This window comes from Streptomyces sp. MBT53, from assembly GCF_016654115.1.
Lineage (GTDB): Bacteria > Actinomycetota > Actinomycetes > Streptomycetales > Streptomycetaceae > Streptomyces.
Genome location: NZ_JAEQAZ010000080.1, coordinates 25192 through 51392 on the forward strand (window position 1 = coordinate 25192; position 26201 = coordinate 51392).

Below are 26201 nucleotides of genomic sequence, written 5' to 3' on the forward strand. Positions count from 1 at the left end.
ATCCGGTCCACCGACCAGGTGCCGCCCTAGGTGGGCCGTTGCAGGACCGTCATGCTGCGGTCCACCAGGGTCAGCCGGTCCCCGGCCTTCACCTTCGCGCCCGTGCCCGCCGGCACGCCCTCCGCGCGGCCCGTGTCGACGATCACCTCCCACTGGCGGCCGTGGTTGACCGGCACCACGAAGTCCAGCGTCTGGGGAGAGGCGTTGAACATCATCAGGAAGGAGTCGTCGGCGATGCGCTCGCCGCGCTGCCCGGGCTCCGAGATGGCGTTGCCGTTCAGGAACACCGACAGCGCGGACGCCTGTGCCGAGTCCCAGTCCCGCTGGGCCATCTCCTTGCCCTCCGGGGTGAACCAGGCGATGTCCGACAGCTCGTCGTGGGTGCCCTCCACGGGCCGCCCGTGGAAGAAGCGCCGGCGCCGGAACACGGGATGCTCCTTGCGCAGCCACACCAACGCGCGCGTGAAGGCCAGCAACTCGGACGACTCGGCGTCCTCCTCGGGCCAGTTCACCCAGGCCAGCTCGCTGTCCTGGCAGTACGCGTTGTTGTTGCCCCTCTGGGTGCGCGCGAACTCATCCCCGTGGCTGACCATCGGCACACCCTGGGACAGCATCAGCGTCGCGACGAAGTTGCGCATCTGGCGGGCGCGCAGCTCCAGCACGGCCGGGTCGTCGGTCTCGCCCTCGGCACCGCAGTTCCAGGACCGGTTGTGGCTCTCGCCGTCGCGGTTGTCCTCGCCGTTGGCCTGGTTGCGCTTGTCGTTGTACGACACCAGGTCGTTGAGCGTGAACCCGTCGTGGCAGGTCACGAAGTTGATGGAGGCCAGGGGGCGACGGCCGTCGTCCTGGTAGAGATCGGACGAGCCGGTCAGCCGGGACGCGAACTCCGCGAGCGCCCGCCCCTCGCCCCGCCACAGGTCGCGCACGGTGTCGCGGTACTTGCCGTTCCACTCGGTCCACAGCGGCGGGAAGTTGCCCACCTGGTAGCCGCCCTCGCCGACGTCCCAGGGTTCCGCGATCAGCTTCACCTGGGAGACCACCGGGTCCTGCTGCACGAGGTCGAAGAACGACGACAGCCGGTCCACCTCGTGGAACTGCCGGGCCAGGGTCGCCGCTAGGTCGAAGCGGAAGCCGTCGACATGCATCTCGGTGACCCAGTAGCGCAGCGAGTCCATGATCAGCTGGAGCACGTGCGGGGACCGCATGAGGAGCGAATTGCCCGTCCCCGTGGTGTCCATGTAGTAGCGGGGGTCGTCCGCGAGCCGGTAGTACGAAGGGTTGTCGAGGCCCCTGAAGGACAGCGTCGGCCCCAGGTGGTTGCCCTCGGCCGTGTGGTTGTAGACGACGTCCAGGATGACCTCGATACCGGCCTCGTGCAGTGCCCGTACCGCCGACTTGAACTCCAGGACCTGCTGGCCGCGGTCGCCCCAGGAGGCGTACGCGTTGTGCGGGGCGAAGAAACCGATCGTGTTGTAGCCCCAGTAGTTGTTCAGCCCCATGTCGACCAGCCGGTGGTCGTTCACGAACTGGTGCACCGGCATCAGCTCCAGGGCGGTCACCCCCAGCTCCACCAGGTGCTCGATCACCGCCGGGTGCGCGAGCGCCGCGTACGTGCCGCGCAGCTCGTCCGGCAGTCCCGGGTGCAGCATGGTCAGGCCCTTGACGTGGGCCTCGTAGAGCACGGTTTCGTGGTAGCCGCGCCGGGGCCGCCGGTCGTCGCCCCAGTCGAAGTACGGGTTGACCACGACCGACGACATCGTGTGCGGGGCCGAGTCCAGGTCGTTGCGCTTGTCGGGCGCGTCGAAGTGGTAGCCGTACACCTCCTCGCCCCAGGCGATCGATCCGCTGACCGCCTTCGCGTACGGGTCGAGCAGCAGCTTCGCGGAGTTGCACCGCTGGCCCCGCTCGGGGGCGTACGGGCCGTGCGCGCGGAAGCCGTAGCGCTGTCCGGGCATGACGCCCGGCACGTACGCGTGCCGCACGAACGCGTCGCTCTCCCGCAGTTCCACCGCCGTCTCCGAGCCGTCGTCGTGCAGCAGACACAGCTCTACTCGGTCCGCGGCCTCGGTGAAGACCGCGAAGTTGGTGCCGGCGCCGTCGTACGTGGCACCGAGTGGATACGCCTCTCCAGGCCAGACCTGCATGGTCACGACTCTTTCAGCCGGGCCCCGCCACCGGGGCGCCTTGCCCCTGAGTCTCCCCGAAAGTGAGGGAACCACCTATGACTTACATCCCTCTTACCAAATGACCAGTGCGTACGACGTATGCCGTACGCCGAACCAAGTGGGACAGACACCACTCCCAGAGGTCCGGGGATGGACCCAGGGGGAGTAGGGGGAAATGTGCGAAGGACAGTGCACCGCCACCTGGGCAAAGTGGTGGCGGGTACGGCCATAGCGGTGGCCGGGACCGCCGTGATGGTCGCCGTCACCCTGCCGGGCACGGCCGGGGCCGACGAGTCGGGGGGCACCGGCAAGGCCGCCGGATCCGCGCAGCAGGCGGCGGACGGAGTGGGCGCGGCACCCGGTGTCGTGCAACAGGCCCCGGCCGAGGGCGAGAAGGGCAAGGGCCGCGACCCGCTCACCGACGACGAGACCAAGCGCGTCGAACAGCTCGCGGTGAACCAGCAGTTCCTCAACTCCAGTGAGAACGTGGACGGGAAGCGCGGACCGCAGCGCCTCGACGTCCAGCTCGCCGACCCGAACCCCGACGAGCTGGACAACCCGAACGCGCCGCGCCGCGCGGACGTGACGTTCTACGACTACAAGGACGACACGGTCGTCACCAAGACCGTCAACCTGGACACCGGCAAGGTCGAACAGACCGGCACCCAGCACGGAGTGCAGCCGCCGGCGAGCCACGCCGAGGACGTCGAGGCGGCCCAGCTGCTGCTCGCGGACCCGCTGGGCGCGGGCCTGAAGGCGGACTACAAGGACGCCACCGGCAACGAACTCACCTCGCCCGACCAGCTGTTGCTGACCGCCATGATCTACAAGGCCACTCCGGGACGGCAGTCCGGTGTCCTCGACCAGTGCGGCACGCACCGCTGCGTACGGCTGTTCCCGAAGGTCAAGAACGGGCCGTGGATCGACGCCCGTGACTTCGTCATCGACCTGAGCGCCCGCAAGGTCGGCAAGCTCACCGGCTGAACCGATCGCACCGACCCACGCGGATCGCACCGTCCTTCGTCACTGTCCCAACTTGCTTCTCCTGTAAGGGAGTCACTTCTTCATGCGCGTCAACAGAATCAGCCGTGCCCGCAGTCGGGGGGCCGTGGCCCTCACGGTGGCCGCCCTGGCCGCCGGAGCCACCGCGGGCGCGGGCCCGGCCGTCGCCCAGCCGAAGGCCGCGCCGAGCGCCGCCGCACCCGGCTGCAGCGCCGCCTACACCATCGAGCAGAAGCTCTCCACCGGCACCACCTGGCGGATGTGCTGGCACTACGAGCGCGAGGCCGGCCTCGTCCTGGAGAACATCTCCTACCAGCCGCCCGGCGAGGCAGCCCCCATCAAGGTGCTCGCCGACGCGAAGCTCGCCCAGATCCATGTGCCGTACGACGACGGCAAGAACGAGTACAGCGACCTCACGCAGTACGGCTTCGGCACCGGCCTGATGAACATGCAGCCCGGCGAGTGTCCCGGCGGCACCATCAAGACCGTCAAGGTCCCCGACGCCATCGACCCGGACCACCCGAACGTCAAGGGCCTCTGCACGACGACCCGTTCGCGCGGCCACGCCTTCCGCATGCAGGGCGACAGCGCCAACAAGGTCTTCCAGACCCAGGGCAAGGACTTCCTCGTCTACACGGTCAACCAGGTCGGCTGGTACGAGTACATCACCGAGTGGCGCTTCCAGGACGACGGCACCATCAACATGAACGTCGGTGCCACCGGCAGCCTTTCGCCCTACGACTACGACGCGGGCGACGGCCGCGGCTGGCCGCTCGGCAAGAACGCCACGGCGTACGCGACGAGCCACCAGCACGACGTCTTCTGGAAGTTGGACTTCGCCCTCGACGGCTCCTCCAAGGGCCGCGTCGAGCAGTACGACTCCACGGTCACCACGCACGGCGCCAACACCCCCACGAACAAGACCACGTTGACCAAGGTCACCAAGGAACTCGCGGGCGACGCGAAGAACATGCGCTGGTGGCGCATCGTCAGCGCGACCGGCAAGAACAAGGACAACCACGCCCGGTCCTACGAGATAGTCCCCGGCCCCACCACCAAGTACCCGGGCCGCAGCTTCACCCAGCACGACGTGTACTTCACCCAGTACAACAAGTGCGAGCAGTTCGCCAGCGACAACCTGCCCAACTGCGGTGCCGGGCACCCGAAGCAGGTCGACAAGTGGGTCAACGGCCAGACCCTCACACAGCCCGTGGTCTGGGTGAACGTCGGCTTCCACCACATCGCCCGCGACGAGGACCAGCAGCCGATGCCGGTCCACTGGCAGGGATTCTCGATCGCCCCGCGCGACGTCACCGCTATGAATCCGCTCACTCCCGCCGAACTCGCGAACCAGAACGGCAATGTGAACGGCGGAAGTTGAGAAACGACCCTGTCCATCCGGCTGCACCGCCGACCGGTCCCGGAGTACCCTTCCTTGATCGTTGAGACTGGGGAGAGCTCGGGGGAGCGGAAGGCGGTGCACGGGTGGGCTCGGGAGGGCTGGAGTTGCCCCCTGGTGACGAGGGTCACGAGGGGAACTCCGCAGAAGTCCCGCCCGGCGCGGTGTCCCTGGCACGTCCGATGGACGCGGCTGGTTCCATCGGTCCGGAGCTGGACTGGGACGCCGACGCCTGGCGTGAGGTGCGTACGCGCGCCCAGCGAGCCGGCCGCGCCTACATCTGGCTGAACCTGGTCGAACAGCGGCTGCGCGCCGTCGTGGCCGCCGTCCTGCGGCCCATCTACGAACCCGTCCACGGCGACGAATGGGTCGTCGCCGCGGCCGGTCCGGCCGGCCAGGAATGGGTGCAGCGCGCGGTCGCCGTCCGCGAAGTCAGCCGCCGCAAGGGCTACTTGCTCGACCCGGCCGACGACAACGTCCTCAGTTTCCTGACCCTGCCGCAGCTGCGCGAGCTGATGGTGCAGCACTGGCCGTGCTTCGAGCCGTACTTCGACGAGCGCCGCGACGTCGAACTCGCCCTGGACGAACTGGAGGTGACCCGCAACGTCGTCTCCCGCAACCGCGCCCTCTCCGAGGCCGTCCTCAACCAGGCCGAGCGGGCCTCCGCGAAACTCCTGGAGACCCTCGGCGCCGGCAGCGACGTGCCCTCGGCCCGCCGGCTGCCCGTGGACGCGGTCGAGGAACTGATCGGCGACCGCTTCGCCGACGTGGTCGCCGTCCACTCCGACCGGGTGCGGCTGATGCGCCAGTTCCCGGCCGAGGACATCTTCGGCGGGGCCCGCCGCGTCGACGCGATCGGCATCGGCCTCAACCTCCTCGTGCAGAACTTCTCCGGCCGACGGCTGATCCGCCTCGCCGAGTCGGGCTGCCGGGTACGGCTGCTGTTCCTCAACCCGGCCTCCAGCGCGGTGAAGCGGCGCGAGCGCGAACTCGGCATAAAGCGGGGCGAGTTGAGCCGCGCCGTCGAGATGAACATCCTGCACATGCGACGGGTGCGGTCCCGGCTGCGTGACCCGGGCGCCTTCGAGATCCAGGTCTTCGACGAGACACCCCGCTTCACGGCGTACCTCGTCGACGGCGACGGCTCGGACGGCATAGCCGTCGTGCAGTCCTATCTGCGCCGCAGCCGCGGCATGGAGGCCCCGGTGCTGGTGCTGCGAAACGGAAGCCGACTCGTCAAGTCGGACGAAATAGACGACAGCGGTCTTTTCCCCACCTATCGCGATGAGTTCGAGCAGATGTGGGCGGATTCGCGACCGGTGTCCTGACCTGTCCGAGGCCGCCCGGGCGCTAAGCGGAACGCGGTCCTCGGATTGTCAGTGGCTCATGCGAAGGTGGAGACCACTGGGGGAAAGCACCACCGAGAAGGGGGGCCGTCATGGCCTGGCACCAGGAGCTGCTCATCGGCTTCGACCTGGAGACGACCGGCACGGAGCCGCGCGAGGCGCGCATCGTCACCGGCGCGGTCATAGAGGTCAGGGGCGGACGGCCCGCGGGCCGCCGGGAGTGGCTCGCGGATCCCGGCGTGGAGATCCCGGCCGACGCCGTCGCCGTGCACGGCATCACGAACGAACGCGCCACCGCCGAGGGCCGCCCGGCCGACGAGGTCGCCGACGCGATCGCGGACGTCCTCACGACCTACTGGAAGACGGGCGTCCCCGTCGTCGCCTACAACGCGGCCTTCGACCTCACCCTGCTCTCCGCCGAGCTGCGCCGGCACGGACTGCCGTCCCTGCGCGACCGCCTGGGCGGCATCGACCCCGCCCCGGTCATCGACCCGTACACGATCGACCGCTCCGTCGACCGCTACCGCCGCGGCAAGCGCAACCTCGAAGCGGTCTGCCAGGAGTACGGCGTGGTCCTCGACACCGCCCACGACGCTTCGTCCGACGCCCTGGCCGCCGCCCGCCTGGCCGGCGCGATAGCCGACCGCCACCCCAAGGTCGCGGCCCTCGGCCCCGCCGAACTGCACCGCCGCCAGATCGAGTGGTACGCGGAATGGGCCGCCGACTTCCAGAGCTTCCTACGCCGCAAGGGCGAACAGGACGCGGTGATCGACGGCACATGGCCGCTGCGGGAGCTGGAGGACGAGACGGTGTGAGAGGGCGCCTTCTGAAGCGCCCCAGGGGCAAGCGCCCTTAAGGGGCGCGGGGAACTGCGCGACCAGCCACAACGGACCCGCAGCCGCCCGAATACAGATAGCCCCCGTTCAATAGGCGCTCAGAACGGAAACCACCGCACCGTCTCGTCCCCGTCCCGCAAAGACCCCACCCGCCGCTCGAACTCGACCAACGCCTCGGGATTACTGGGCGCATGCTGCGCGACCCACGCACAACTGGCCGTCTCCCGAGCCCCACGCAGCACCCCGCAGCCCTCCCACTCCCGCACATCCCACCCGTACGCCTCGGTGAACGAGTCATACGCCCGGGCAGGGAAGGCATACCGGTCGCGGGACAGAGCCATCACCACCAGGTCGTGCTCGCGCAGGTCGGCGGAGAAGGTCTCCAGGTCGACCAGGACCGGCCCGTCCGGCCCGACGTGCACATTCCGAGGCAGCGCGTCGCCGTGGATCGGCCCCGGCTCCAGATGGGGCGTGAGCGCAGAGGCCGCAGCCGCGAACCCGTCGCGCCGCTCCCGCAGATACGCCGCGTCCGCCGGATCGATCGCGTCACCCGCGAGCCGCAGCCAGCGCTCGACACCGCCCAGCAGCTCGCGGGGCGGGAGTTCGAAGGAGGGGGAGGGGAGCGCGTGGACGAGGCGTAGCAGTTCGGCCAAATCCCGGGGTTCGGCCGGGCGTACGGAATCGGACAGCCGGTGCCACACGGTCACCGGGTGTCCCTCGACGAGGCGCGCCTTCGGGTCGGCGGCCCGCACCGCCGGCACGCCCGCCTCGGCCAGCCACACCGCGACGTCCAGCTCGCGCCGGGCGCGGTCGAGGAGTTCGGCGTCGCGGCCCACCTTGACGACCAGGTCACCGGCGGCGAACACCGCGTTCTCGCCGAGGGCGAGGAGCCGCGCGTCCCGCGCCGGTCCGGGCAGTACGTCCGCCGCGGCCAGTACGTCCCGCGCCCGTGCCTCGTCCATCGTCCGCCTCCGTGTCGTCCCTGTGTGTGTCCATGTGCGTGTGCGTACGGCGTCGGGTTCCCGCCATCCGACGGCCAGTGTCGCATTCGCACAGGTGGGACGGCATGCGAGGTGCCTTGACGAGGCACACGGCGTTCACGACCATGACGGGGCCCGACCGGGCCGTGCAAAGGGGCTGATTCCATGACATCGGTGACGGGGGTATCGGTGACGGAGGCGCGGAGGCCGCCGAGCCGCGCGCCCGGCCGGGGCCGACAACGACGGGCTTCGGACCGCGCGGCCTGGTTCCTGGTGTTACCCGCGCTGATCCCGATCCTCGTGCTCAGCGTCGGCCCCCTCCTCTACGGCGTCCTGCTGGCCTTCACCGACTCCCAGTCGGGGCGGACCGCGCCCACGCAGTGGATCGGCGCCCTCAACTTCCGCGACCTGCTGCACGACACCCTCTTCTGGGAGTCGTTCCGCATCGGACTGGTGTGGGCGGTCGGGGTCACGGTCCCCCAGTTCCTGCTCGCCCTCGGCCTCGCCCTTCTCCTCAACCAGGACCTGCGGCTGAGATGGCTGGCCCGGGCGCTGGCGATCGTCCCGTGGGCGATGCCCGAGGTCGTCGTCGGCATCATGTGGCGGATCGTCTACAACCCGGACGCCGGCGTCCTCAACGAGACCCTCCACGACGTCGGCCTCGGCAACGGCCGCGACTGGCTCAGCAGTCTGGGCACCGCACTGCCCGCCGTGATCGTCGTAGGCGTGTGGGCGGGCATGCCCCAGACGACGGTCGCCCTGCTCGCCGGACTCCAGAACACCCCGCGCGAACTCCACGAGGCGGCGGCCGTCGACGGCGCCGGAGCCTGGCGCCGCTTCCGTACGGTCACCTGGCCCGCCCTCAGACCGGTGGCGCTGGCGATCACGGCGCTCAACCTGATCTGGAACTTCAACTCGTTCGCCCTGGTCTATGTCCTGACCAGCGGCGGCCCCGGCGGCCGCACCCGGCTGCCCATGCTCTTCGCCTACGAAGAGGCCTTCCGCTACGGCCAGTTCGGGTACGCGGCGGCGATGGGATGTGTGATGGTCGCGGTGATCTCGGTGCTCCTCGCCGTCTTCCTCGTAGGCCGACTGGGAGGAGGACAGGACCAGTGAAGACCAGTGCCAAGGCTCGCGCCGGACAGTACGCGGCCCTGCTCGCGTATCTCGTCTTCCTCGCCTTCCCCTTCCTCTGGCTGATCTCCACCGCCTTCAAGTCACCGCGAGAGCTGGGCAGTCTGCACCCCACCTGGATCCCCCGGCACCCCACGCTCGCCAACTTCCGCCAGGCCTTCGACGAACAGCCGCTGCTGCACGCCGCGTTGAACTCCCTGCTCGCCGCGCTCGGGGCCGCGCTGATCGCCGTGGTGATCGCGACGCCGATGGCATGGGTCATGGCCCGGCGCCGCACCCTGCTCGCGCGGGCCGCGACCGGGTGGGTGGTGGTCAGCCAGGCGTTCCCGTTCGTGCTGGTGATCATCCCGCTGTTCCTGGTGCTGAAGAACCTGCGGCTCATCGACTCCCTGGCCGGGCTGGTGATGGTCTACGTCGTGTGGTCGCTGCCGTTCGCGCTGTGGATGCTGGTCGGCTATGTGCGGGCGGTACCGGCCGAGTTGGAGGAGGCGGCGGCGGTCGACGGCGCCGGAAGACTCCGCACCCTCGTGTCGGTGACGGCACCGCTGCTCGCGCCGGGGATCGTGGCGACGGCGCTGTTCGCGTTCGTCACCGCGTGGAACGAGTTCTTCTTCGCGCTGGTCCTGCTCAAGACCCCGGAGCATCAGACCCTGCCGGTCGTCCTCACCCACTTCATCGGCGCGGAGGGCGTGGCCGACCTCGGCCCACTCGCCGCCGCCGCGTTCCTCGCGACCCTCCCCTCCCTGCTCGTCTTCGCCCTGATCCAGCGCCGGATCACGGGCGGCATGCTCACCGGGGCGGTGAAGAACTGATGCGCCCCCGCTGGATCCTCATCCTCGTCGTAGGCCTGCTCCTCGCCGGCTGCACGAGCGGAGGCGACCACGGCTCCGCGAACGGCGGGATCACCCTCCGCTTCCAGTCCCTCGCCTGGCAGGAGGAGTCCGTCACCGCCAACAAGGAACTGGTGAAGGAGTGGAACGCCACCCATCCGGACGTCAAGGTCGAGTACGTACAGGGCAGTTGGGACAGCGTCCACGACCAGCTGCTCACGTCCTTCGAGGGCGGTGAGGCGCCGGACATCATCCACGACGCCTCGGACGACCTCGCGGACTTCGCCTACGGCGGCTACCTCGCCGACCTCAGGGACCTGCTGCCCGCCCGCCTCAAGTCCGACATCCCGCAACGCAGTTGGGAGACGACGACCTTCGGGGACGGTGTCTACGGCGTGCCGTTCCTCCAGGAGCCGAGGGTGCTGATCGCCAACGCGACCTGGCTGAAGAAGGCGGGCGTACGCATCCCGACTCCCGAACACCCGTGGACCTGGCTGGAGTTCAGGACCATCACCCGGCAGCTGAGCGGCGACGGCAAGTACGGCGTGGCCTGGCCGCTCAAGGAACCGGTGTCCGCCACGCTCAACCTGTCCCTCTCGGCGGGCGGCGCGCTGTTCCACCGGGACGCGGACGGCAAGGTGACCGTGCGTCTCGACGCGGCCGACGAGGTCGTACCGCGCACGATCCACGACCAGGCGAACGTGGACCACAGCGCCTCGCCGACGACGCTCGGGAGCGGCGGCTCGGACACCCTGCCCGGATTCTTCGGCGGCAGGTACGCGATGGTCCCGCTCGGCTTCTCCTACCGCCAGCAGATCGTGCAGCAGGCGCCGAAGGGCTTCGACTGGCAGGTGCTGCCCGCCCCGGCCGGCGCCGACGGGCTCACGCAGGGCGTCAGCCCACAGACCCTGTCCATCGCCGAGGACAGCCCGCACAAGAAGGAAGCCGCCGAGTTCATCGACTTCCTGCTCCAGCCCAAGAACATGGTCCGCCTGGCCCTCGGCGACTGGATGCTCCCCACCGGCACGGAGGCCCTCGAGGACCCCGCCCTGCACACCACCAAGGACGACTGGTCCACCGGCACAGCCCTCGCCGACGACCTCACCTCGGCCCCCGCCCAGTCGGTACGCGGCTACCCCGAATGGAAGGACAAGGTGGCCACCCCGGCCTACCAGGAGTACTACAGCGGCGCGATCACCCTCGCCGAACTACGCCAACGCCTCCAGAAAGACGGCAACTTGGTACTGGCGAGATACCAACGATGAGATGAGGCTTCTAGGGGCGCGGGGAACTGCGCGACCAGCCCCGACGCACCCGCACCCGCCACACAACCGCACCACGCTCCCCGGACGGCGCACCTCACCGCGAAATCCCGTTGCCCCACCCCACCCGCCCCACCTAGCGTGAGCGGCATGTCAGCCGCGAACGCGATCACGAACTCCGGTCTCGGCCGGAGCTGCACGTATGCGATCCGCATGCGCCGCGGCCCCGGTGCCCTGACCGGCCCGGGCGTCCACGCCCGCTGACACTTCTCCCTGTTCTTCCGGTCGGGGCCTTCGTCTGCCCGTATGCCCTTCACGGAAGACAAGGACCGCAGGCCATGGCCCGCCCCACCCGCGTTTCCCGCGCGCTCTCGCAGAACTTCCTCGCCGACCGCGCCACCGCAGAGTTCGTCGCCCGCCTGGCCGTCCCCCACGGCCACCAGATCCCCCTCCTCCTCGAAGTGGGCGCGGGAAAAGGCGCGTTGACCGCGAAGCTCGCGCCCCACTGCCACGAACTCCACGCCCACGAGATCGACCCCCGACTGGTACCCAAGCTCCGCACTCGCTTCGCCGCGACACCCCAAGTGCACGTCATCGCAGGCGACTTCATGGACACACGGCCCCCACGCGTCCCGTTCTCCGTGGCGGGAAACGTGCCCTTCTCCCGTACCGCCGACATCGTCGACTGGTGCCTGCGCGCCCCCGCCCTCACCGACGCCACCCTGCTCACCCAGCTGGAGTACGCCCGCAAACGCACCGGGGACTACGGGAGTTGGACCCTGCTGACGGTACGCAGCTGGCCGCGTCACGAATGGCGGCTGGTAGGGCGGGTCGACCGCAGGAGGTTCAGTCCCGTGCCACGCGTCGACGCCGGGATCGTACGGATCGAGCGGCGCCGGACCCCGCTCCTCGAACCCACCGAACTGCCCGGCTGGCGGTACCTGGTCGAGCTGGGCTTCTCGGGGGTGGGAGGCTCCCTGCATGCCTCCCTGCGCCGGGCCCACCCGAGACGCCGCGTGGACGCCGCGTTCCGCGCAGCGCGCCTCGACCCGCACGTCCTCGTCGGCGAGGTGCCCCCGGACCACTGGCTGCGGCTGCACAAGGAGCTGACGTCGTAGCAGACGGCGTAGGGCAGCAGTGAGGGCCTGTCGGTTCCCCCGGGATACCAACAGGCCCTCAGTCAGTGGGAGTTACACCCGCACAGGCTCCCCTTCGCCCGCCACCGAGGACGGGACCGGCTCCGGGGCCTCGTCGTGGGTGAGGTCGGGGAGGCGGTGGAGCCACTTCGGGAAGTACCAGTTGCGCTCGCCCAGCAGCGCCATCACCGCGGGGAGCAGGACGCCCCGGATGACCGTCGCGTCGATGAGGACCGCCGCCGCGAGGCCGACGCCCATCTGCTTCATCGACTGCATGGACAGCGTGCCGAAGATCGCGAACACGGCGACCATGATGATCGCTGCACTGGTGACGACACCGGCCGTGGTGACCACGCCGTGCTGGATCGCGTCCCGTGTCGTACGGCCGCGCAGCCTCGCCTCGCGGATGCGGGAGACGACGAACACGTGGTAGTCCATCGACAGGCCGAACAGGATCACGAAGAGGAACAGCGGCAGCCAGGTGACGATCGCGCCGACACCCTCCGCACCCACCAGCGAGGCGCCCCAGCCGTGTTGGAAGACGGCGACGAGGATGCCGTAAGCGGCGCCCACCGAAAGGAGGTTGAGGACGATCGAGGTGATCGCGACCGTCAGTGAGCGGAACGACAGGAGCATCAGGAGGAAGGCGAAGACCACGACGAACGCGAAGACCGGGACGACCGATCCGAGGAGCTGGTCGTTGAAGTCGTGCGAACCGGCGACCTGTCCGGTGATCGGTGCCTGGACGCCGTCGACCTTGCCGAGGGTGGCGGGCCGTACGTCGTCGCGGAGTGTCTCCAGGCTCTTCGCGGCCTTGTCCTGGTCGGAGCCGCCGACGAGCGGGACGTAGACGAAGGCGACGTTCTGTGCGTCGTGCAGCTTGATGTCGACCGGGCCGAGCGAGGCACCCGAACTGACCGCCTCCGCCTTGAAGTCGGCCAACGCCTGCTTGACCTCGGGGGAGTTGATGTCCTTGGCCTTGACGACGACCTCGGCCGGTTCGGAGCCGCCGGGGAAGGCGTCGTTGACGCGGTTGTAAGTCCCCACGATCGGGAGGGAGTTGCCGAACTCCTGGTCCAGGGTGAGGTTCTCGGTCTTCATGCCGACGGCCGGTGCGGCGATCGCCAGCAGGGCGCCGGCCGCGACGAGGACGGAGACCAGCGGCTTGGCGAGCACGCCCTTCAGGACGGCGGTCCAGAACCGGCTCTCGCCGTTGCCCCGGCGGCTGCGCCGGCGCAGGAACGGGATGCGGCCCTTCTCGACCCGCTCGCCCAACAGCGAGAGCAGCGCGGGCAGTACGGTCACCGAGCCGACCATGGCGACCGCGACGACCATCAGCGAGGCCAGGCCCATCGCCTCGAACTCGGCGAGCCCGGTGAACAGCATGCCCGCCATCGCCACGCACACCGTGACACCGGAGACGATGATGGCGCGGCCACTGGTCGCGGCGGCGATCCGCAGCGCGGCCCCGGCGTCCCGGCCGGCCTCGCGCTCCTCGCGTTCGCGGCGCAGATAGAACAGGCAGTAGTCGACGCCGACGGCCAACCCCACAAGCAGCATCACGGAGTTGGCGGTGTCGCTCATCGGCTGGACATGGCTGACGATGCCCATCAGACCCATCGTCGCGATGATCGCGGTCATCGCCAGCGCCACCGGCAGCAGCGCCGCGACCAGCGCGCCGAAGGCGATGAGGAGGATGCCGAGAGCGACGGGTACGGCGGAGTACTCGGCCTTCTTGAAGTCGTCGCCGAACGCGTCCTTGTACTGCTTCGCCATGCTGGCGCCGCCGATCTCCTCGATCCGCAGCGATCCGTGGTCCTTCTGCACCTCGGCGACGGCGTTCAGCACCGGCTCCACCCGGTCGCCCGCGGTGTCCGAGTCCCCGCGCATGTCGAACTGGACGAGCGCGCTCCGGCCGTCCTTCGAGATCGTCCTCGTGTCGTACGGCGAGGTGACGTCGGTGACCTTGCCGGTCCCCTCGACGGCCTTGACGACGGCGGTGACCGCGGTGCGGAACTCGCTGTCCGTGGAGGTGAGCGACGCGTCCTTCGACTGGATCAGGATGGTCTCACTGGCCGGTTCCTTGATCCCCGCGTCGTCGATGATCTGGGCGGCGGTGTGCGTCTCGCCCTTCAGCTGGTCGCTCTCGTCGACGTCCACCCGGCCCGCCGCCGAACCGATTCCCATCGCCAGAACCACGAACAGCACCCAGATGCCGACCGCGGCCCACCGGTGCCGGGCGCTCCAGCCGCCGGCCCGGGCGGCGAGGCCCCGCACCCGCGAATCTCCGTTCCCCATGACGGGCTTGCCCCCTTGTGCACGGTGACAGCCGCCTGCCGCCACCTCATGGTTCGAAGGTATGCGCGGGATAAGAACGTCTCCTCGTGCTGACCGGTGAAGTACCGGGTGCCCGGCTCCTCCGCACGGACCCCGGGCCCTCACCACTGGGGAGGACGGCGGCCCCTTACATCTATCCGGGCGCCTCGGGGATGGTGATCAGGGTGTCCGATGCGTCGGCAGGGGTCCGCTTTGTTATTAAGAAAGCTTGTTGAACAAGTCACAGGTGCTGGTAGGAGTGCCCTCAGGTGTTGATCCGGAGCCACCTCATCCGCCAGAGTTTCCGCGCACCCACGCACCACATGAAGCGGCCGTCGTGCCCACCCCCACGGGGCACGAAGGCCGCTCTATGGTGTGCGGATGACGACGACGTACGCGGCGCTGCTGCGCGGGATCAACGTGGGCGGCAACAAGAAGCTCCCGATGGCCGAGCTGCGCACGCTCCTCGAAGGCCTCGGACACGACGACGTCCGCACCTATCTCCAGAGCGGCCAGGCCGTGTTCACGAGCGGCCACGGGGACGAGGAGTCCCACGCGGCGGAGATCGCCGGGGCCATCGGGAAGCGGTTCGGCTTCACGGTCGACGTCGTCGTCCGCGACCACGCCTACCTGAAGGCCGTCGCCGACAACTGCCCTTTCCCGGCGGCCGAGTTGGAGGCCAAACAGCTCCACGTCACGTACTACTCGCAGCCGGTCGCCGAGGACCGCTTCGCGGAATTCGACCAAGCCGCCTACCTGCCCGAGGAGTTCCGCCTCGGCGACCGCGCGCTGTATCTCTACGTCCCCGACGGCCTCGGCCGCTCCAGGCTCGCCGTCGAACTGGCCCGGCCGCGCCTGAACAAGGGCCTGATCGCCACCACCCGCAACTGGAACACCGTGCTCAAGCTCGTGGAGCTGACCGGCAGTTGAGATCCCTCCTGGAGGGAGAGATCCACACTGTGCGAGGCTCGTCCCCATGCGCTACATCATCATCGGAGCAGGGGCGGTCGGCGGGGCCATCGGCGGTCGGCTGGCCGGGGCGGGGTGCGAGGTCGTCCTCGTCGCGCGGGGTGCGCATCGGGCGGCGCTGGCCGAGCACGGGCTGCGGCTCAAGGTGCCGGACGGTGAGTCGACGTATCGGCTGCCGGTTGTCGAACAGCCTGCGGAACTGGGTGAGTTGAGGGCCGACGACGTCCTCCTGCTCACCGTCAAGACGCAGGACAGCGAGGCCGCGCTCGCGGCCTGGGGACCCGCGCCGGTTACCGGTGGGGGTACGGCGGCCGAGCGGCTGCCCGTCGTCTGCGCGCAGAACGGGGTGGAGAGCCAGCGCCTGGCCCTGCGCCGCTTCCGGCGGGTGTACGGCGTCTGCGTGTGGCTGCCCGCGACCTTCGTCGAACCGGGCGTGGTCGCCGCCGAGGGCGCTCCCCTCACCGGCATCCTGCACCTGGGCCGTTATCCGCACGGCTCGGACGAGACCGCCCGGCTGATCGCGGCCGACCTGGAGAAGTCGCGGTTCGAGGCGCCGGTCGTGCCCGACGTGACGCGCTGGCAGTACTCCAAGCTGCTCGGCAACCTCGCCAACGCGATCGAGGCGGTCTCCGGGCCGCTCGGAAGCGAGGAGAGCTTCGCGTTCTACGGGCGGGTGCGGGCCGAGGGCACGGCCGTGCTCGATGCCGCCGGTGTCGCGTACCCGAGTGCCGAGGAGGAGAAGGAGGCGCGCGGCGACAAGATCCAGCTGGCGGAGGTCGAAGGCGCGCCGCGCGGCGGCGGCTCCTCCTGGCAGTCGCTGAACCGGGGCACCGGCACCATCGAGGCCGACTACCTCAACGGCGAGATCGCGCTGCTGGGGCGGCTGCACGGCGTACCGACACCACTCAACGACCTGCTGCAACGGCTGGCGAACGGCTTCGCGCGCGAGCGCAGGGCGGCCGGTTCGCTGCCGTTCGACGAGCTGGTCCGCCTCGCCGACGAGGCTGTCGCGTTTGTTCAAGAGTCCTGACGGCGCGCTGCCTAGCGTGGGGTGCATGAGCAACGACGACCTGCACCCGGACCGGTCGAACCACCACGACCTGCACCCGTACATGATCGAATGCGCCGCCGAGGCGGCCCGTGTCGCGCGCGGTGTCCGTACGACACAGCTCGACAACCCGACGCACTGTCCCGACTGGGACGTCCGCGCCATGGTCAACCACTGGGTCCTCTACACCTCGCACGGGCTGGAGCACCGCGCCCTGCGCAAGCAGCTCTCCGAGGAGCTGACGGCCCGCGACTTCACCGCCGACCCGGACTGGGCGGAGGCCTACGCCGCCCAGCTGGACCTGGCCGTCGCCGCCTGGGCCGACCCGGCGGTGTGGGAGGGCGAGGTCGACCTCGGCATGGCGAAGATGCCGGCCGACGAACTCGCCTCGATGATCATCAAGGAACTGGCGGTGCACGGCTGGGACGTCGCCACGGCCACCGGCCAGGAGTACCGCGTCTCGGACGGCGCCGCCCGCCTGATCCTCGACGTGGTCGAGAAGCACGGCGCGCTCTACCGCCAGTACGACGGCTTCGCCGACCCGGTGCCGGTACCGGACGACGCCCCGGTCTTCGAGCGGGCCCTCGCGTCCAGCGGACGGGACCCGAGGCAACAGGCCATGAGCAAATTGGACCACTGAAAGAACGGGTGATTGGGTCCAGATTTCGCCCCAATCGGCGGTTAGCGTTCTCCGTATGAGCACTGACACCGCCGTCCGCGTCGACTTCTACTTCGACCCCGCCTGCCCCTTCGCCTGGATCACCTCCCGCTGGCTGCTGGAGGTCGAGCGCGAGCGCCCGCTCGACCTCCGCTTCCACGCCATGAGCCTCTACCTGCACAACATCGGCAACGAACTCCCCGACTGGTACCGGGAGTTGGTCGACAAGTCGATCGGCCCGGTACGGGTGGCCGTGGCCGCCGCCGAACAGCACGGCGACAAGGTCCTGCGCGACCTCTACACGGCCTTCGGCGTCCGCATCCACGAGCGGCGCTACGACGACTTCGACGCCGTGGTCGCCGAGTCCCTCGCCGAACTCGGGCTCCCCGCAACGCTTGCCGAGGCCGCCCACGATCCGTCGTACGACGACGCCGTGCGCCGCAGTCATGAGGCGGGCGTCGAGGCGGAGTCGGGTGGGTATGTGGGGACGCCGACCCTGCACGTCGACGGAACGGTGTGGTTCGGGCCGGTGCTGCGGGCCATTCCGCGCGGCGCGAAGGCGGCCGAACTCTTCGACAGCTTCCGGGTGTTGGCCACGCACCCCGACCTCTTCGAGCTGAAGCGGACGCGTACCGGGGGACTGTCCTTCGACTGACCTCGGCGATTTCAAGTCGCCCAGTGACATAAACGCGACGAGTGGCGCAGTACAGAGAGCGACCCCCGCGACACGGCTCACGCCTGCGGGGGCCGTGCTGCGGACGGGCCGTCCGGGGTCCGACATCACAGGGGAGTGCCGGACTTCGGGCGGCTCCTCCCTACCGGTCGCCGGGGTGGGTCACCCGCCGGGGTGTTCGGCGCGCCGGCCCCGCCCCGACAGCCGTCCCGCGAGGCGCCCGAGCGTGCCCGGGCGGTTCCAGGCACGGAACGCGTCGAGTTTGCCGTGGCCCGAGCGGTCCAGCGCCGCCTCGACCTCGCCCTGCTCCCGCGCGGACAGCGCCCGCACGATCGGCCGCAACACCTTGGCCAGCAGGGCGGTACGGGTCTCGTCCCAGCCGGGATACGTCCCCGGGAACGCGCTCCAGTCGCGGAACCGGTCGGCGAGATATGCGGGGTCGGCCCGCAATCGGTCCCCCACCCGCTCCGAGCGGGCCGCCCGCTCGTAGGCCGCGAGCAGTCGTGGCTCGCCCGAACGGGCCAGCGCGTACAGCTCGTTCTCCGGTGCCGCCCCCTCCAGGAGCCGCGACGCCAGGGCCTGGAAGGCGCGTTCGGCGACGGTGTCCGGCACCGGATCGGCGACGGCACCGGTCGTGAGGTCGAGCACCCGGCCGACCCACTCCTCGCCCTCGCTCCCGGTGCCCAGCCGCCCGGTGAACTCCAGCAGGAGCAGCGCCGTGCGCCGGCCCGGCCCCAGTTCCGTGGTGAAGCAGCGGAGCAGATCGGTGGCGAGCGCCGGTATGCCGGGGTCGTCCGGGGGAGCGGCGAGTGCCGCCTCGATCAGCAACTCCCGGGTGCCGGCGGCACGGTGGGTGTCGGAACCCAGTTCCTTCAGCAGCAGGCTCGCCTCCGCGCCGGTCGGCAGTTCACCGCCGGGCCAGGTGAGGCGGAGGGCCGTACGCAGCACGGTCGGATCGGCGTGCGGCGAGACCCCGGCCGTCCGGAGCAGACCGTGGAACCGGTCGAGCCGGTCGTCCGACCCGTCCGGCGCGACACACATCCGCAGATGCGGAAAACCGGACTGCTGCAGGTCCAGTGGCAGCCCCGACCCCTTCAACACCCTTGCCACAGAAGCCGGTTCGGCGGCGGCGAGCGTGTCGAGCGAACCGAACAGCGCCACCCTGAGCCCGGGGTGGGTGTGCACCGCGTCGAGGAGCGCGGGTGGACAGCCCACGTGAGGAGTCTCGCCGTTCGACGGGGACGCGGCCGGGGCGTTCACCGACTCCCGCGCCAACCGCTCGGCCAGCTCCGGCAGTTCGTCCTGGCAGTCGACGTCGAGGAGGTCGGCGGCCCGCAGCAGTGCGAGGGGCCGTCCGGCGGCCGGTTCGGCCGTGTCCGCGATACCGGCCCGCAGTGCGGGCGCGAGATCGCGGGCCAGGTCGTCGTGGTCCCGCGCGGTGAGGGACCCGGCGCGCAGCGTGGGCACCGGCCCATGGGCGAGGACCGCCGACGCCAGCACCCGCGCGGCGAGCGGCGCCGACACCGCGGCCGTCACCCGTCCGTCCAACCGCGCCAACAGTGCGGCCAGCGCGACCTGTTCGGCCGCACCGGGCAGGGTCTCCGAGGGGGAGCCCAGATGCGGCACCGGGCCGCCGCACAGCCCGGCGACCAATGCCGTCAGCCTGTCGTCCGGCAGCACGTCCACCTGCTCGGCCGCCCAACTCGCCGCCACCGCACGGGCGTCCGTACGCAGGTCGATCCCCGCGACGAGGGCGGCCACCGCCAACGGGCCAAGGTCTTCGGGGTCGTTGTGGAACAGGTCGGGGCGACCCGCCCGCCAGACGCGGGAGCACACCTCGGCCCAGGCGTCCGTGACCGGCCCGGACGGCGGTCGGCGGGTGCAGTCGTGCACGCGGTAGCGCGGGTCGTCGGCGACGGGCTCGGAGGACGGCAGCGCGCCGACGAGCTGCTGGCGGGCCTGCCGGGGGTCGCGGGTGTACGTCGTGAAGGTGAGCCGGTGCGCCTGTTCGCGGGGCAGGACCGTACAGGCGAGGGCGATCCAGCGGGCCACGTCGGCGCTGTCGTGTTCCACCACCACGATCTGCCCGGCGCCAGGGTCGGCGGCCACCGCCCGCAGATCGGCGAAGAACGGGGCGAGCCGCTCGGCCCGGGACACCGCGAACGGGACCAGCGCCTCCTTGCGCAGCAGCCCCGACGGCTCGACCCGGGCGACGGGATCGGCCCCGCCGTCCGGGGGAGTCGACTCGGCCCAACGCGGGGACTCCCAGGTGGAGATGGGCAGCACACCGTCCGGCAGCCGGGTCCCGGCGGGCAGCAGGAGGGCATGCGCGTGGAAGGAGAGCGGACCGCCGGCCCAGTCCGTGCCGGTGCACACCGAGCGGCTCAACAGCCGCCCGCCGTCGGCTAGTTCGCTGAAGCCGAAGACCGTGGGGAATCTCTTGAGCTGCTCGGCGTCGGCGTGCTGCGGACTGTCGGGCGGTGGCTCGTACCCGAGGAGCCGCTCGGCCTCCCGCAGCACCCCGGGCGGCACTTCCGCGCCGACCGCCGTGAACCGGGGGCCGGAATCCTCGGAACCGGACGGCGCCGAGGTGTAGTGCAGCTGGGCCGGCACAGGCCCTTCACGATGCCCGAACTCCTGACCCGCCACGTGTACTTGCTCCCCAATAGCCTTCGGAGGCACCATCCCAGCAGATCCGGGAGCCGGGGGAGACCCCTTTCCGGGAAACCGGGCAGGTGGGAACCGTGAACGCGCTACGCGCCGACGGCCGCGAGCACCGGCGCCAGGGCTGCCGCGTCGTAGCGCTCCAGCAGTACCCGCGCCACCTCCGGCGCCGGACCCAGCACCTCGGCCAGCACATCCGCGTCCGCCGCGCCCCGCGCGATGCGGTCGGGGAGGAAGCCGGGGGCCAGGACGTACGGGGCGACGGCGACGCGTTCGCAGCCCAGGGCACGGAGTTCGCGTACCGCGTCCTCCGTGCGCGGCAGGGCCGCGGAGGCGAAGGCGGGCCGCACGGCGCACCAACCCGTCCGCCACCACTCCCGCGCCAGGCCGTCGATCACCGCGATCGCCTCCGGGTCGGTGGACCCCGCCGAGGCCAGCACGACCCCGGTCGACGCCTTGTCGGCGGGCGTCAACCCGGCCTCGTACAAACGCCGTTCGAGAGCCCGCGACAACAACGGAGACGGGCCCAGTACCTCCGCCTGCCGGATCCGCAGCCGTGCCGGTGCCTCCCGCAGGACCGCGGGGATGTCCGCCTTCGCGTGGAACGCGCGGGTGAGGAGGAGGGGGAGGGCCACGACGTCCCGTACACCCTCCGCCGCGAGCGACTCCAACACCCCTTGCGCGGAAGGGATGTTGAAGTCCAGGAAGCCGACCTCCACGCGCAGCCCGGGCCGCCGCGACCGTACCCGCCGGACGAGGGCGTGGACGGTCGCGGCGTGCCGCGGATCGCGGCTGCCGTGGGCGATGACGAGGAGGACCGGCCTCTGGTGCATGCGGATCAGCTCAGCTCTTCACCAGCAGTCCGCGGCTGCGCAGGACCCACCGCTCCAGCGGGCTGAAGATCAGCAGGTCGATGGCGATGCCGACGAACAGGATCAGGATGATGGCCTCGAAGACCATCGCCATGTCGCTGTTGGTGCGGCCGTTCTCCAGCAACTGGCCGAGCCCCACGCCCAGATCGGGGAACTGGGCGATGATCTCGGCCGCCATCAGCGAGCGCCAGGAGAACGCCCAGCCCTGCTTCAGGCCCGCCACATAGCCGGGGAGCGCGGCGGGCAGGGTGACGTGCCAGATGCCCTTGACGCCGGTCGCGCCCATCGTGCGGCCCGCCCGCAGGAACAGCGGCGGCACCTGGTCGACGCCGGACACCAGGCCGTTGGCGATAGAGGGGACCGCGCCGAGCAGGATCACCGCGTACATCATCGAGTTGTTCAGACCCAGCCAGATCACGGCCGGCGGTACCCACGCCACCGACGGCAGCGACTGGAGGCCGGACAGGATCGGGCCGATCGCCGCGCGGATGAACTTCACCCGCGCGACCACCAGGCCCAGCGGAGTGCCGATCAGCAGCGCGAAGAAGAAGCCCAGCAGACCGCGCGAGACGCTGGTCCAGATGTAGCCGAGGAGATCGCCCTGCAACCAGGCGTTCTTGAACTCGGTGCCGACGGCGCCCGGCGAGGGCAGCTTGCTCGGGTCGTCGACGATCGGGGTCAGGATCAGCCAGACGACCATGACGACCGCGAGGGCGACGATCGGCGGGAAGATCTTGTTGACGAAGGTCTGCCGGAAGGTCGGACGGCCGGTGACCGTGGTCTCCAGAGCGTCCAGGCCTGCCTCGACGCTCCCGGCGTCCTTGACCGTCGTCGTCTCAGTGCTGGCCATGACGGCGGATCTCCCCACGCAGTACATCGGTGATCTCAAGGGACAGTTCGGCCACGGGCGCGTCCTCGATGCGGCGCGGCTGCGGGATGTCGACCGTCCACTCGCGGGCGATCCGGCCGGGCCGGGAGGACAGCAGGATCACCCGCTGGGCGAGCCGTACCGCCTCCCGCACGTTGTGCGTGACGAACAGGACCGACAGGCCCGTCTCGCCCCAGATACGGGTGAGTTCGTCGTGCAGGACGTCCCGCGTGATGGCGTCCAGGGCCGCGAACGGCTCGTCCATCAGCAGGATGCGGCTCTCCTGGGCGAGCGCGCGGGCCATCGCGACGCGCTGCCGCATACCGCCCGACAGCTCGTGCACCCGCTTGCCGTACGCGCCCGGCAGCCGGACCAGGTCGAGCAGCTCCTCGGTCCTGCCGCGCCGCTCCTCCTTCGGAACTCCCCGCAGCCGCAGGGCGAGTTCGATGTTCTTGCCCGCGGTGAGCCAGGGGAACAGGGCGTGCTCCTGGAACATCAGAGCCGGGCGGCCGTCCGTGGTGATGGACCCGGTGGTGGGCTTGTCGAGGCCCGCCACCAGGTTCAACAGGGTGGACTTGCCGCAGCCCGAGGCCCCCAGGAGGGTGACGAACTCGCCGGGCGCGACATCGATGGTGATGTCGTCCAGGACGAGCTGCTGCCCGCCCGGTGTCGCGAAGGACTTCGAGACATGCTCGAGGCGTGCCGCGTACTCGACCGTCTCGGTGGTCTCCTTGGCGAGGGTCGTGGCCATGGTCGTCACCTCCTGGGAAGTCATCGGGATCCCTCGATCAGCTCGTGCCGAGACCGGCGGCGTCGACCGTGCTGTCGCCGTCCGCCTTGAGGACCTTGTTGAGGAGCGTGAGGTCGTAGATGCCCTTCAGATCGGGCTTCTCCAGCAGACCGGCCTTGACCGCGTGCTCCGCCTCGGTGTTGAGGGTCGAGGCCAGCGGGTCGTTGGTGAACTGGATCGAACTCCACGCCGGGTCAAGGACGTTGGCGGGCAGCGCCTTGCCGGAGTCGGCCTCCAGCTGCTTGTTCGCCGCGGCCTTCGCCTCGGTCGGGTTGGCGTTGATCCACTTGTTGGCCGCGACCGAGCCCTTCAGCACGGCCTCGACGACCTTCGGGTGCGCCTTGAGGAACTTCTGCGACACGATGATGTTCGTGATCACGAACTTCTTGTCGGGCCACAGCGTCGACTCGTCGAGCAGTACCTTGCCGCCCTCGGCGACCAGCTTCGACGCGGTCGGCTCCGGCACCCACGCGCCGTCGATCGAACCGGCCTTGAAGGCGTCCGGCGTGATCTTGTTGTCGGTGCGGACGACGGTGACGTCACCCTTGCCGCTCTGCGCGTCGACCTTCCAGCCCTGGTCCGCGATCCAGTTGAGGAACGCCACGTCCTGCGTGTTGCCCAGCTGAGGCGTCGCGATCTTCTTGCCCTTGACGTCCTTCAGGGACTTGATCTTCTTCGGGTTGACGACGAGCTTCACGCCGCCCGACGCCGAACCGCCGATGATCTTCAGGCTCTTGCCGTCGGACTTGGTGTAGCCGTTGACCGCCGGGGAGGGGCCGATGTAACCGATGTCGATGGAGTTCGAGTTGAGCGCCTCGATCTCGGACGGGCCGGCGTTGAAGGTCGCGTACTCGGCCTTGGTGGCGCCCAACTCCTTCTGGAACAGGCCCTGTTCACGGCCGACCAGCGCGGTCGCGTGGGTCAGGTTGCCGAAGTAGCCGATCTTCACGGAGGCGAGACCGTCGATCTTGGAGGACCCGGCGGCTACCTTCTCCTTGGAGTTGGTGCTCTTGGAGTCCGACCCGTAACCGCACGCGGCGAGGGTGAGCAGAGGGAGCGCGGCGACCACGGCTATGCCGCGGCGCAGGAATGTCGAGCGGTTGACAGGCACGGGAGGGGTTCCTCTCGTTGGCCCGGCGGTCACGGTCTCAGGTCGTGGCCGGGAGGTCGGCAGGTCTTCGTCTTCGTCGTGTCCGGGACGGCGGGTGGGGGGACTGGGCGCGCGAGCGGTGCGCGTACGTCAGCCCGCACATCGCGCCACTCCGCCCTGCCCGCTGCCGAGGGCGCCGCTGCCGACCCGGCCGCCCTCCTTCGCGAACGTGGAGTAGAAGTCCCTCGACGTCATGTCAGAAGTCCCAACCGTCGTCGTCCGTACCGTCCTTGACCGGCTCGGGCGCCGCGAACGACTCGCCGACCATGCCGGCGGTGAGCGTGGTGCCGTCCGCCGGGTCGATCAGGATGAACGAGCCCGTGCGGCGCGAGTCGGCGTACGAGTCCACCGGCAGCGGCTCCGCGGTGCGGATCTTCACGCGGCCGATGTCGTTGGCGACGAGCTGTCCCGGATGCGGGTGCAGGGACAGGTCGTCGAGTGTGAGGCGGGACGGGATGTCCTTCACGATCGCCTTGACCGTGCGGGTGCCGTGCTTGAGGAGCACCCGGTGGCCCACGGTCAGCGGCTGGTCGGCGACATGGCAGACCGTCGCCTCGATGTCCTGCGTGGTCGCCGGGGCGTCCTTGCTGGGCACGATGAGGTCGCCGCGGGAGATGTCGATGTCGTCCTCAAGGAGGAGGGTCACCGACTGCGTGGTCCACGCGGTGTTGACCGGCTTGCCGAGCAGGTCGATGGCGGAGATCCTCGTGGCCCGCCCGGACGGCAGCACCGTCACGGCCTCGCCGACCCGGAACGTACCGGCCGCGATCTGCCCCGCGTACCCCCGGTAGTCCGGGTGCTCGGCGTTCTGCGGTCGGATCACGTACTGCACCGGCAGCCGCGCGTGGCAGTGGCTCAGGTCGTGGGCGACCGGCACCGACTCCAGGTGCTCCAGGAAGGTCGGCCCGCCGTACCAGTCCATGTGCGCGGACGGCTCCACCACGTTGTCCCCGGCCAGCGCCGAGATCGGGATCGCGGTGATCTCCGGGACGCCCAGCTCGCTCGCGTACGCCGTGAACTCCTCGGCGATCGCCGCGAACACGGACTCCTTGTACTCGACGAGGTCCATCTTGTTGACCGCGAGCACCACGTGCGGCACCCGCAGCAGCGCGGCGATCGCCGCGTGCCGCCGGGTCTGCTCGACGACGCCGTTGCGGGCGTCGACGAGGATCACCGTCAGCTCGGCGGTGGAGGCACCCGTCACCATGTTGCGGGTGTACTGCACGTGGCCGGGGGTGTCGGCGAGGATGAACCGACGCTGGGGCGTGGCGAAGTAGCGGTACGCCACGTCGATGGTGATGCCCTGCTCGCGTTCGGCGCGCAGTCCGTCGGTGAGCAGCGCGAGGTCGGGCGCGTCCTGCCCGCGATCGGCGGACACCCGCTGCACCGCCTCCAGTTGGTCGGTGAGGACCGACTTGGAGTCGTGCAACAGCCGCCCTACGAGCGTGGACTTGCCGTCGTCGACCGAACCGGCCGTCGCGAACCGCAGGAGGGTCGTCTCGGTGAGTTCCGTGATGGTGCTCATGGTTAGAAGTACCCCTCGCGCTTGCGGTCTTCCATCGCGGCCTCGGACAGCTTGTCGTCGGCACGCGTCGCGCCCCGCTCGGTCAGCCGGGAGGCCGCGATCTCGGTGATGACCTGCTCCAGCGTCACCGCGTCGGAGTCGACGGCACCGGTGCAGGACATGTCACCGACGGTCCGGTACCGGATGAGCCGCTTCTCCACGCTCTCGTCCGCCTTCGGCCCGCCCCACTCACCGGCGGTCAGCCACATGCCACCACGCGCGAACACCTCACGCTCGTGCGCGAAGTAGATGTCCGGCAACTCGATGCCCTCGCGGGCGATGTACTGCCAGACGTCCAGCTCGGTCCAGTTGGACAGCGGGAACACGCGGACGTGCTCGCCGGGTGCGTGCCGTCCGTTGTAGAGGTTCCACAGCTCGGGCCGCTGGCGGCGCGGGTCCCACTGCGAGAACTCGTCCCGCAGCGAGAACACCCGTTCCTTCGCCCGGGCCTTCTCCTCGTCCCTACGGCCCCCACCGAAGACCGCGTCGAACTTCTCGGCCTGGATCTTCTCGGTGAGTGGCAGGGTCTGGAGCGGGTT

Annotated in this window: 22 protein-coding genes; 12 read left to right on the forward strand and 10 right to left on the reverse strand. The window is 70.1% G+C overall.

Features of this window, described 5'->3' with window-relative positions; genetic code table 11:
* Window positions 1-26: 26 nt before the first annotated feature.
* Window positions 27-2144, reverse strand: a complete 2118-nt coding sequence (glgX, locus tag JHN45_RS26925) for a glycogen debranching protein GlgX (RefSeq protein ID WP_200716645.1) — start codon at window positions 2142-2144, stop codon at window positions 27-29.
* 198 nt (window positions 2145-2342) lie between these two features.
* On the opposite strand from glgX, the gene JHN45_RS26930 reads away from it, so the two are divergent.
* The 4 genes from JHN45_RS26930 (at window position 2343) to JHN45_RS26945 (ending at window position 6727) form a co-directional block, all read left to right on the forward strand.
* Window positions 2343-3149: a Tat pathway signal sequence domain protein gene (locus JHN45_RS26930; RefSeq protein WP_201050968.1), complete on the forward strand. Its 807-nt coding sequence runs from the start codon at window positions 2343-2345 to the stop codon at window positions 3147-3149.
* Window positions 3150-3231: 82 nt separating this feature from the next.
* Complete coding sequence (locus JHN45_RS26935; protein WP_201050969.1) at window positions 3232-4548, forward strand: copper amine oxidase; 1317 nt, start codon at window positions 3232-3234, stop codon at window positions 4546-4548.
* A 104-nt stretch (window positions 4549-4652) separates the two neighbouring features.
* Entirely contained in the window at window positions 4653-5894 is a 1242-nt protein-coding gene (locus tag JHN45_RS26940) for an SAV2148 family HEPN domain-containing protein (RefSeq protein ID WP_201050970.1), read from the forward strand.
* A gap of 110 nt (window positions 5895-6004) precedes the next feature.
* A complete protein-coding gene (locus JHN45_RS26945) occupies window positions 6005-6727 on the forward strand; it encodes a 3'-5' exonuclease (RefSeq protein WP_201050971.1) in 723 nt (240 codons plus the stop codon).
* Window positions 6728-6846: 119 nt separating this feature from the next.
* Here the strand turns inward: JHN45_RS26945 and JHN45_RS26950 are convergent, their stop codons facing one another.
* Window positions 6847-7710, reverse strand: coding sequence for a phosphotransferase enzyme family protein (locus JHN45_RS26950; protein ID WP_201050972.1), 864 nt, complete (start codon window positions 7708-7710; stop codon window positions 6847-6849).
* Between the two features lie 183 nt (window positions 7711-7893).
* Between JHN45_RS26950 and JHN45_RS26955 the strand changes: the two genes are divergently transcribed.
* From JHN45_RS26955 to erm, 4 genes are all read left to right on the forward strand, one after another.
* Window positions 7894-8844: a carbohydrate ABC transporter permease gene (locus JHN45_RS26955; protein ID WP_234469744.1), complete on the forward strand. Its 951-nt coding sequence runs from the start codon at window positions 7894-7896 to the stop codon at window positions 8842-8844.
* On the forward strand, window positions 8841-9674 hold the full coding sequence (locus JHN45_RS26960; protein WP_201050973.1) for a carbohydrate ABC transporter permease: 834 nt from the start codon (window positions 8841-8843) through the stop codon (window positions 9672-9674). The genes JHN45_RS26955 and JHN45_RS26960 overlap by 4 nt, the downstream gene beginning before the upstream one ends.
* On the forward strand, window positions 9674-10957 hold the full coding sequence (locus JHN45_RS26965; RefSeq protein ID WP_201050974.1) for an ABC transporter substrate-binding protein: 1284 nt from the start codon (window positions 9674-9676) through the stop codon (window positions 10955-10957). The genes JHN45_RS26960 and JHN45_RS26965 overlap by 1 nt, the downstream gene beginning before the upstream one ends.
* A 335-nt stretch (window positions 10958-11292) precedes the next feature.
* Window positions 11293-12072, forward strand: coding sequence for an ErmE/ErmH/ErmO/ErmR family 23S rRNA (adenine(2058)-N(6))-methyltransferase (erm, locus tag JHN45_RS26970; protein ID WP_201050975.1), 780 nt, complete (start codon window positions 11293-11295; stop codon window positions 12070-12072).
* A 72-nt stretch (window positions 12073-12144) separates the two neighbouring features.
* Here the strand turns inward: erm and JHN45_RS26975 are convergent, their stop codons facing one another.
* The gene (locus JHN45_RS26975; protein WP_201050976.1) at window positions 12145-14388 is read right to left on the reverse strand and encodes an MMPL family transporter; all 2244 of its coding nucleotides are present in this window, start codon (window positions 14386-14388) and stop codon (window positions 12145-12147) included.
* A 399-nt stretch (window positions 14389-14787) separates the two neighbouring features.
* Between JHN45_RS26975 and JHN45_RS26980 the strand changes: the two genes are divergently transcribed.
* From JHN45_RS26980 to JHN45_RS26995, 4 genes are read left to right on the forward strand one after another with little or no spacing between them, the layout of a single operon-like run.
* The gene (locus JHN45_RS26980) at window positions 14788-15336 is read left to right on the forward strand and encodes a DUF1697 domain-containing protein (protein ID WP_201050977.1); all 549 of its coding nucleotides are present in this window, start codon (window positions 14788-14790) and stop codon (window positions 15334-15336) included.
* 46 nt (window positions 15337-15382) lie between these two features.
* A complete protein-coding gene (locus tag JHN45_RS26985; protein ID WP_201050978.1) occupies window positions 15383-16405 on the forward strand; it encodes a ketopantoate reductase family protein in 1023 nt (340 codons plus the stop codon).
* 25 nt (window positions 16406-16430) lie between these two features.
* Window positions 16431-17063, forward strand: a complete 633-nt coding sequence (locus JHN45_RS26990; RefSeq protein ID WP_201050979.1) for a TIGR03086 family metal-binding protein — start codon at window positions 16431-16433, stop codon at window positions 17061-17063.
* Between the two features lie 55 nt (window positions 17064-17118).
* Entirely contained in the window at window positions 17119-17736 is a 618-nt protein-coding gene (locus JHN45_RS26995; protein WP_201050980.1) for a DsbA family protein, read from the forward strand.
* Window positions 17737-17916: 180 nt separating this feature from the next.
* On the opposite strand, the gene JHN45_RS27000 is transcribed toward JHN45_RS26995, so the two are convergent.
* The 7 genes from JHN45_RS27000 to cysD form a co-directional block, all read right to left on the reverse strand.
* A complete protein-coding gene (locus JHN45_RS27000; RefSeq protein WP_201050981.1) occupies window positions 17917-20367 on the reverse strand; it encodes a GTPase-associated protein 1-related protein in 2451 nt (816 codons plus the stop codon).
* A gap of 140 nt (window positions 20368-20507) precedes the next feature.
* Window positions 20508-21251 carry a sirohydrochlorin chelatase gene (locus tag JHN45_RS27005; RefSeq protein ID WP_200711884.1) on the reverse strand — a complete coding sequence of 248 codons (744 nt, stop codon included), beginning with the start codon at window positions 21249-21251 and terminating at the stop codon, window positions 20508-20510.
* Window positions 21252-21261: 10 nt separating this feature from the next.
* On the reverse strand, window positions 21262-22140 hold the full coding sequence (locus tag JHN45_RS27010; protein WP_200711885.1) for an ABC transporter permease: 879 nt from the start codon (window positions 22138-22140) through the stop codon (window positions 21262-21264).
* The gene (locus tag JHN45_RS27015; protein WP_201050982.1) at window positions 22127-22933 is read right to left on the reverse strand and encodes an ABC transporter ATP-binding protein; all 807 of its coding nucleotides are present in this window, start codon (window positions 22931-22933) and stop codon (window positions 22127-22129) included. The genes JHN45_RS27010 and JHN45_RS27015 overlap by 14 nt, the downstream gene beginning before the upstream one ends.
* Window positions 22934-22946: 13 nt before the next feature.
* The gene (locus JHN45_RS27020) at window positions 22947-24059 is read right to left on the reverse strand and encodes an aliphatic sulfonate ABC transporter substrate-binding protein (RefSeq protein ID WP_201050983.1); all 1113 of its coding nucleotides are present in this window, start codon (window positions 24057-24059) and stop codon (window positions 22947-22949) included.
* Between the two features lie 235 nt (window positions 24060-24294).
* Window positions 24295-25623: a sulfate adenylyltransferase subunit 1 gene (locus tag JHN45_RS27030; RefSeq protein ID WP_200711888.1), complete on the reverse strand. Its 1329-nt coding sequence runs from the start codon at window positions 25621-25623 to the stop codon at window positions 24295-24297.
* Between the two features lie 2 nt (window positions 25624-25625).
* The coding region (gene cysD, locus JHN45_RS27035) for a sulfate adenylyltransferase subunit CysD (protein WP_201050984.1) at window positions 25626-26201 on the reverse strand (576 nt) is incomplete at its 5' end.

What these genes read in the sequence shown, in the direction of transcription:
- glgX (WP_200716645.1), bottom strand. Translation starts at nt 2,144, where the DNA reads ATGCAGGTCTGGCCTGGAGAGGCGTATCCACTCGGTGCCACGTACGAC.
- JHN45_RS26935 (WP_201050969.1), top strand. Translation starts at nt 3,232, where the DNA reads ATGCGCGTCAACAGAATCAGCCGTGCCCGCAGTCGGGGGGCCGTGGCC.
- JHN45_RS26945 (WP_201050971.1), top strand. Translation starts at nt 6,005, where the DNA reads ATGGCCTGGCACCAGGAGCTGCTCATCGGCTTCGACCTGGAGACGACC.
- JHN45_RS26950 (WP_201050972.1), bottom strand. Translation starts at nt 7,710, where the DNA reads ATGGACGAGGCACGGGCGCGGGACGTACTGGCCGCGGCGGACGTACTG.
- JHN45_RS26955 (WP_234469744.1), top strand. Translation starts at nt 7,894, where the DNA reads ATGACATCGGTGACGGGGGTATCGGTGACGGAGGCGCGGAGGCCGCCG.
- JHN45_RS26965 (WP_201050974.1), top strand. Translation starts at nt 9,674, where the DNA reads ATGCGCCCCCGCTGGATCCTCATCCTCGTCGTAGGCCTGCTCCTCGCC.
- erm (WP_201050975.1), top strand. Translation starts at nt 11,293, where the DNA reads ATGGCCCGCCCCACCCGCGTTTCCCGCGCGCTCTCGCAGAACTTCCTC.
- JHN45_RS26975 (WP_201050976.1), bottom strand. Translation starts at nt 14,388, where the DNA reads ATGGGGAACGGAGATTCGCGGGTGCGGGGCCTCGCCGCCCGGGCCGGC.
- JHN45_RS26980 (WP_201050977.1), top strand. Translation starts at nt 14,788, where the DNA reads ATGACGACGACGTACGCGGCGCTGCTGCGCGGGATCAACGTGGGCGGC.
- JHN45_RS26985 (WP_201050978.1), top strand. Translation starts at nt 15,383, where the DNA reads ATGCGCTACATCATCATCGGAGCAGGGGCGGTCGGCGGGGCCATCGGC.
- JHN45_RS26990 (WP_201050979.1), top strand. Translation starts at nt 16,431, where the DNA reads ATGAGCAACGACGACCTGCACCCGGACCGGTCGAACCACCACGACCTG.
- JHN45_RS26995 (WP_201050980.1), top strand. Translation starts at nt 17,119, where the DNA reads ATGAGCACTGACACCGCCGTCCGCGTCGACTTCTACTTCGACCCCGCC.
- JHN45_RS27005 (WP_200711884.1), bottom strand. Translation starts at nt 21,251, where the DNA reads ATGCACCAGAGGCCGGTCCTCCTCGTCATCGCCCACGGCAGCCGCGAT.
- JHN45_RS27010 (WP_200711885.1), bottom strand. Translation starts at nt 22,140, where the DNA reads ATGGCCAGCACTGAGACGACGACGGTCAAGGACGCCGGGAGCGTCGAG.
- JHN45_RS27015 (WP_201050982.1), bottom strand. Translation starts at nt 22,933, where the DNA reads ATGACTTCCCAGGAGGTGACGACCATGGCCACGACCCTCGCCAAGGAG.
- JHN45_RS27030 (WP_200711888.1), bottom strand. Translation starts at nt 25,623, where the DNA reads ATGAGCACCATCACGGAACTCACCGAGACGACCCTCCTGCGGTTCGCG.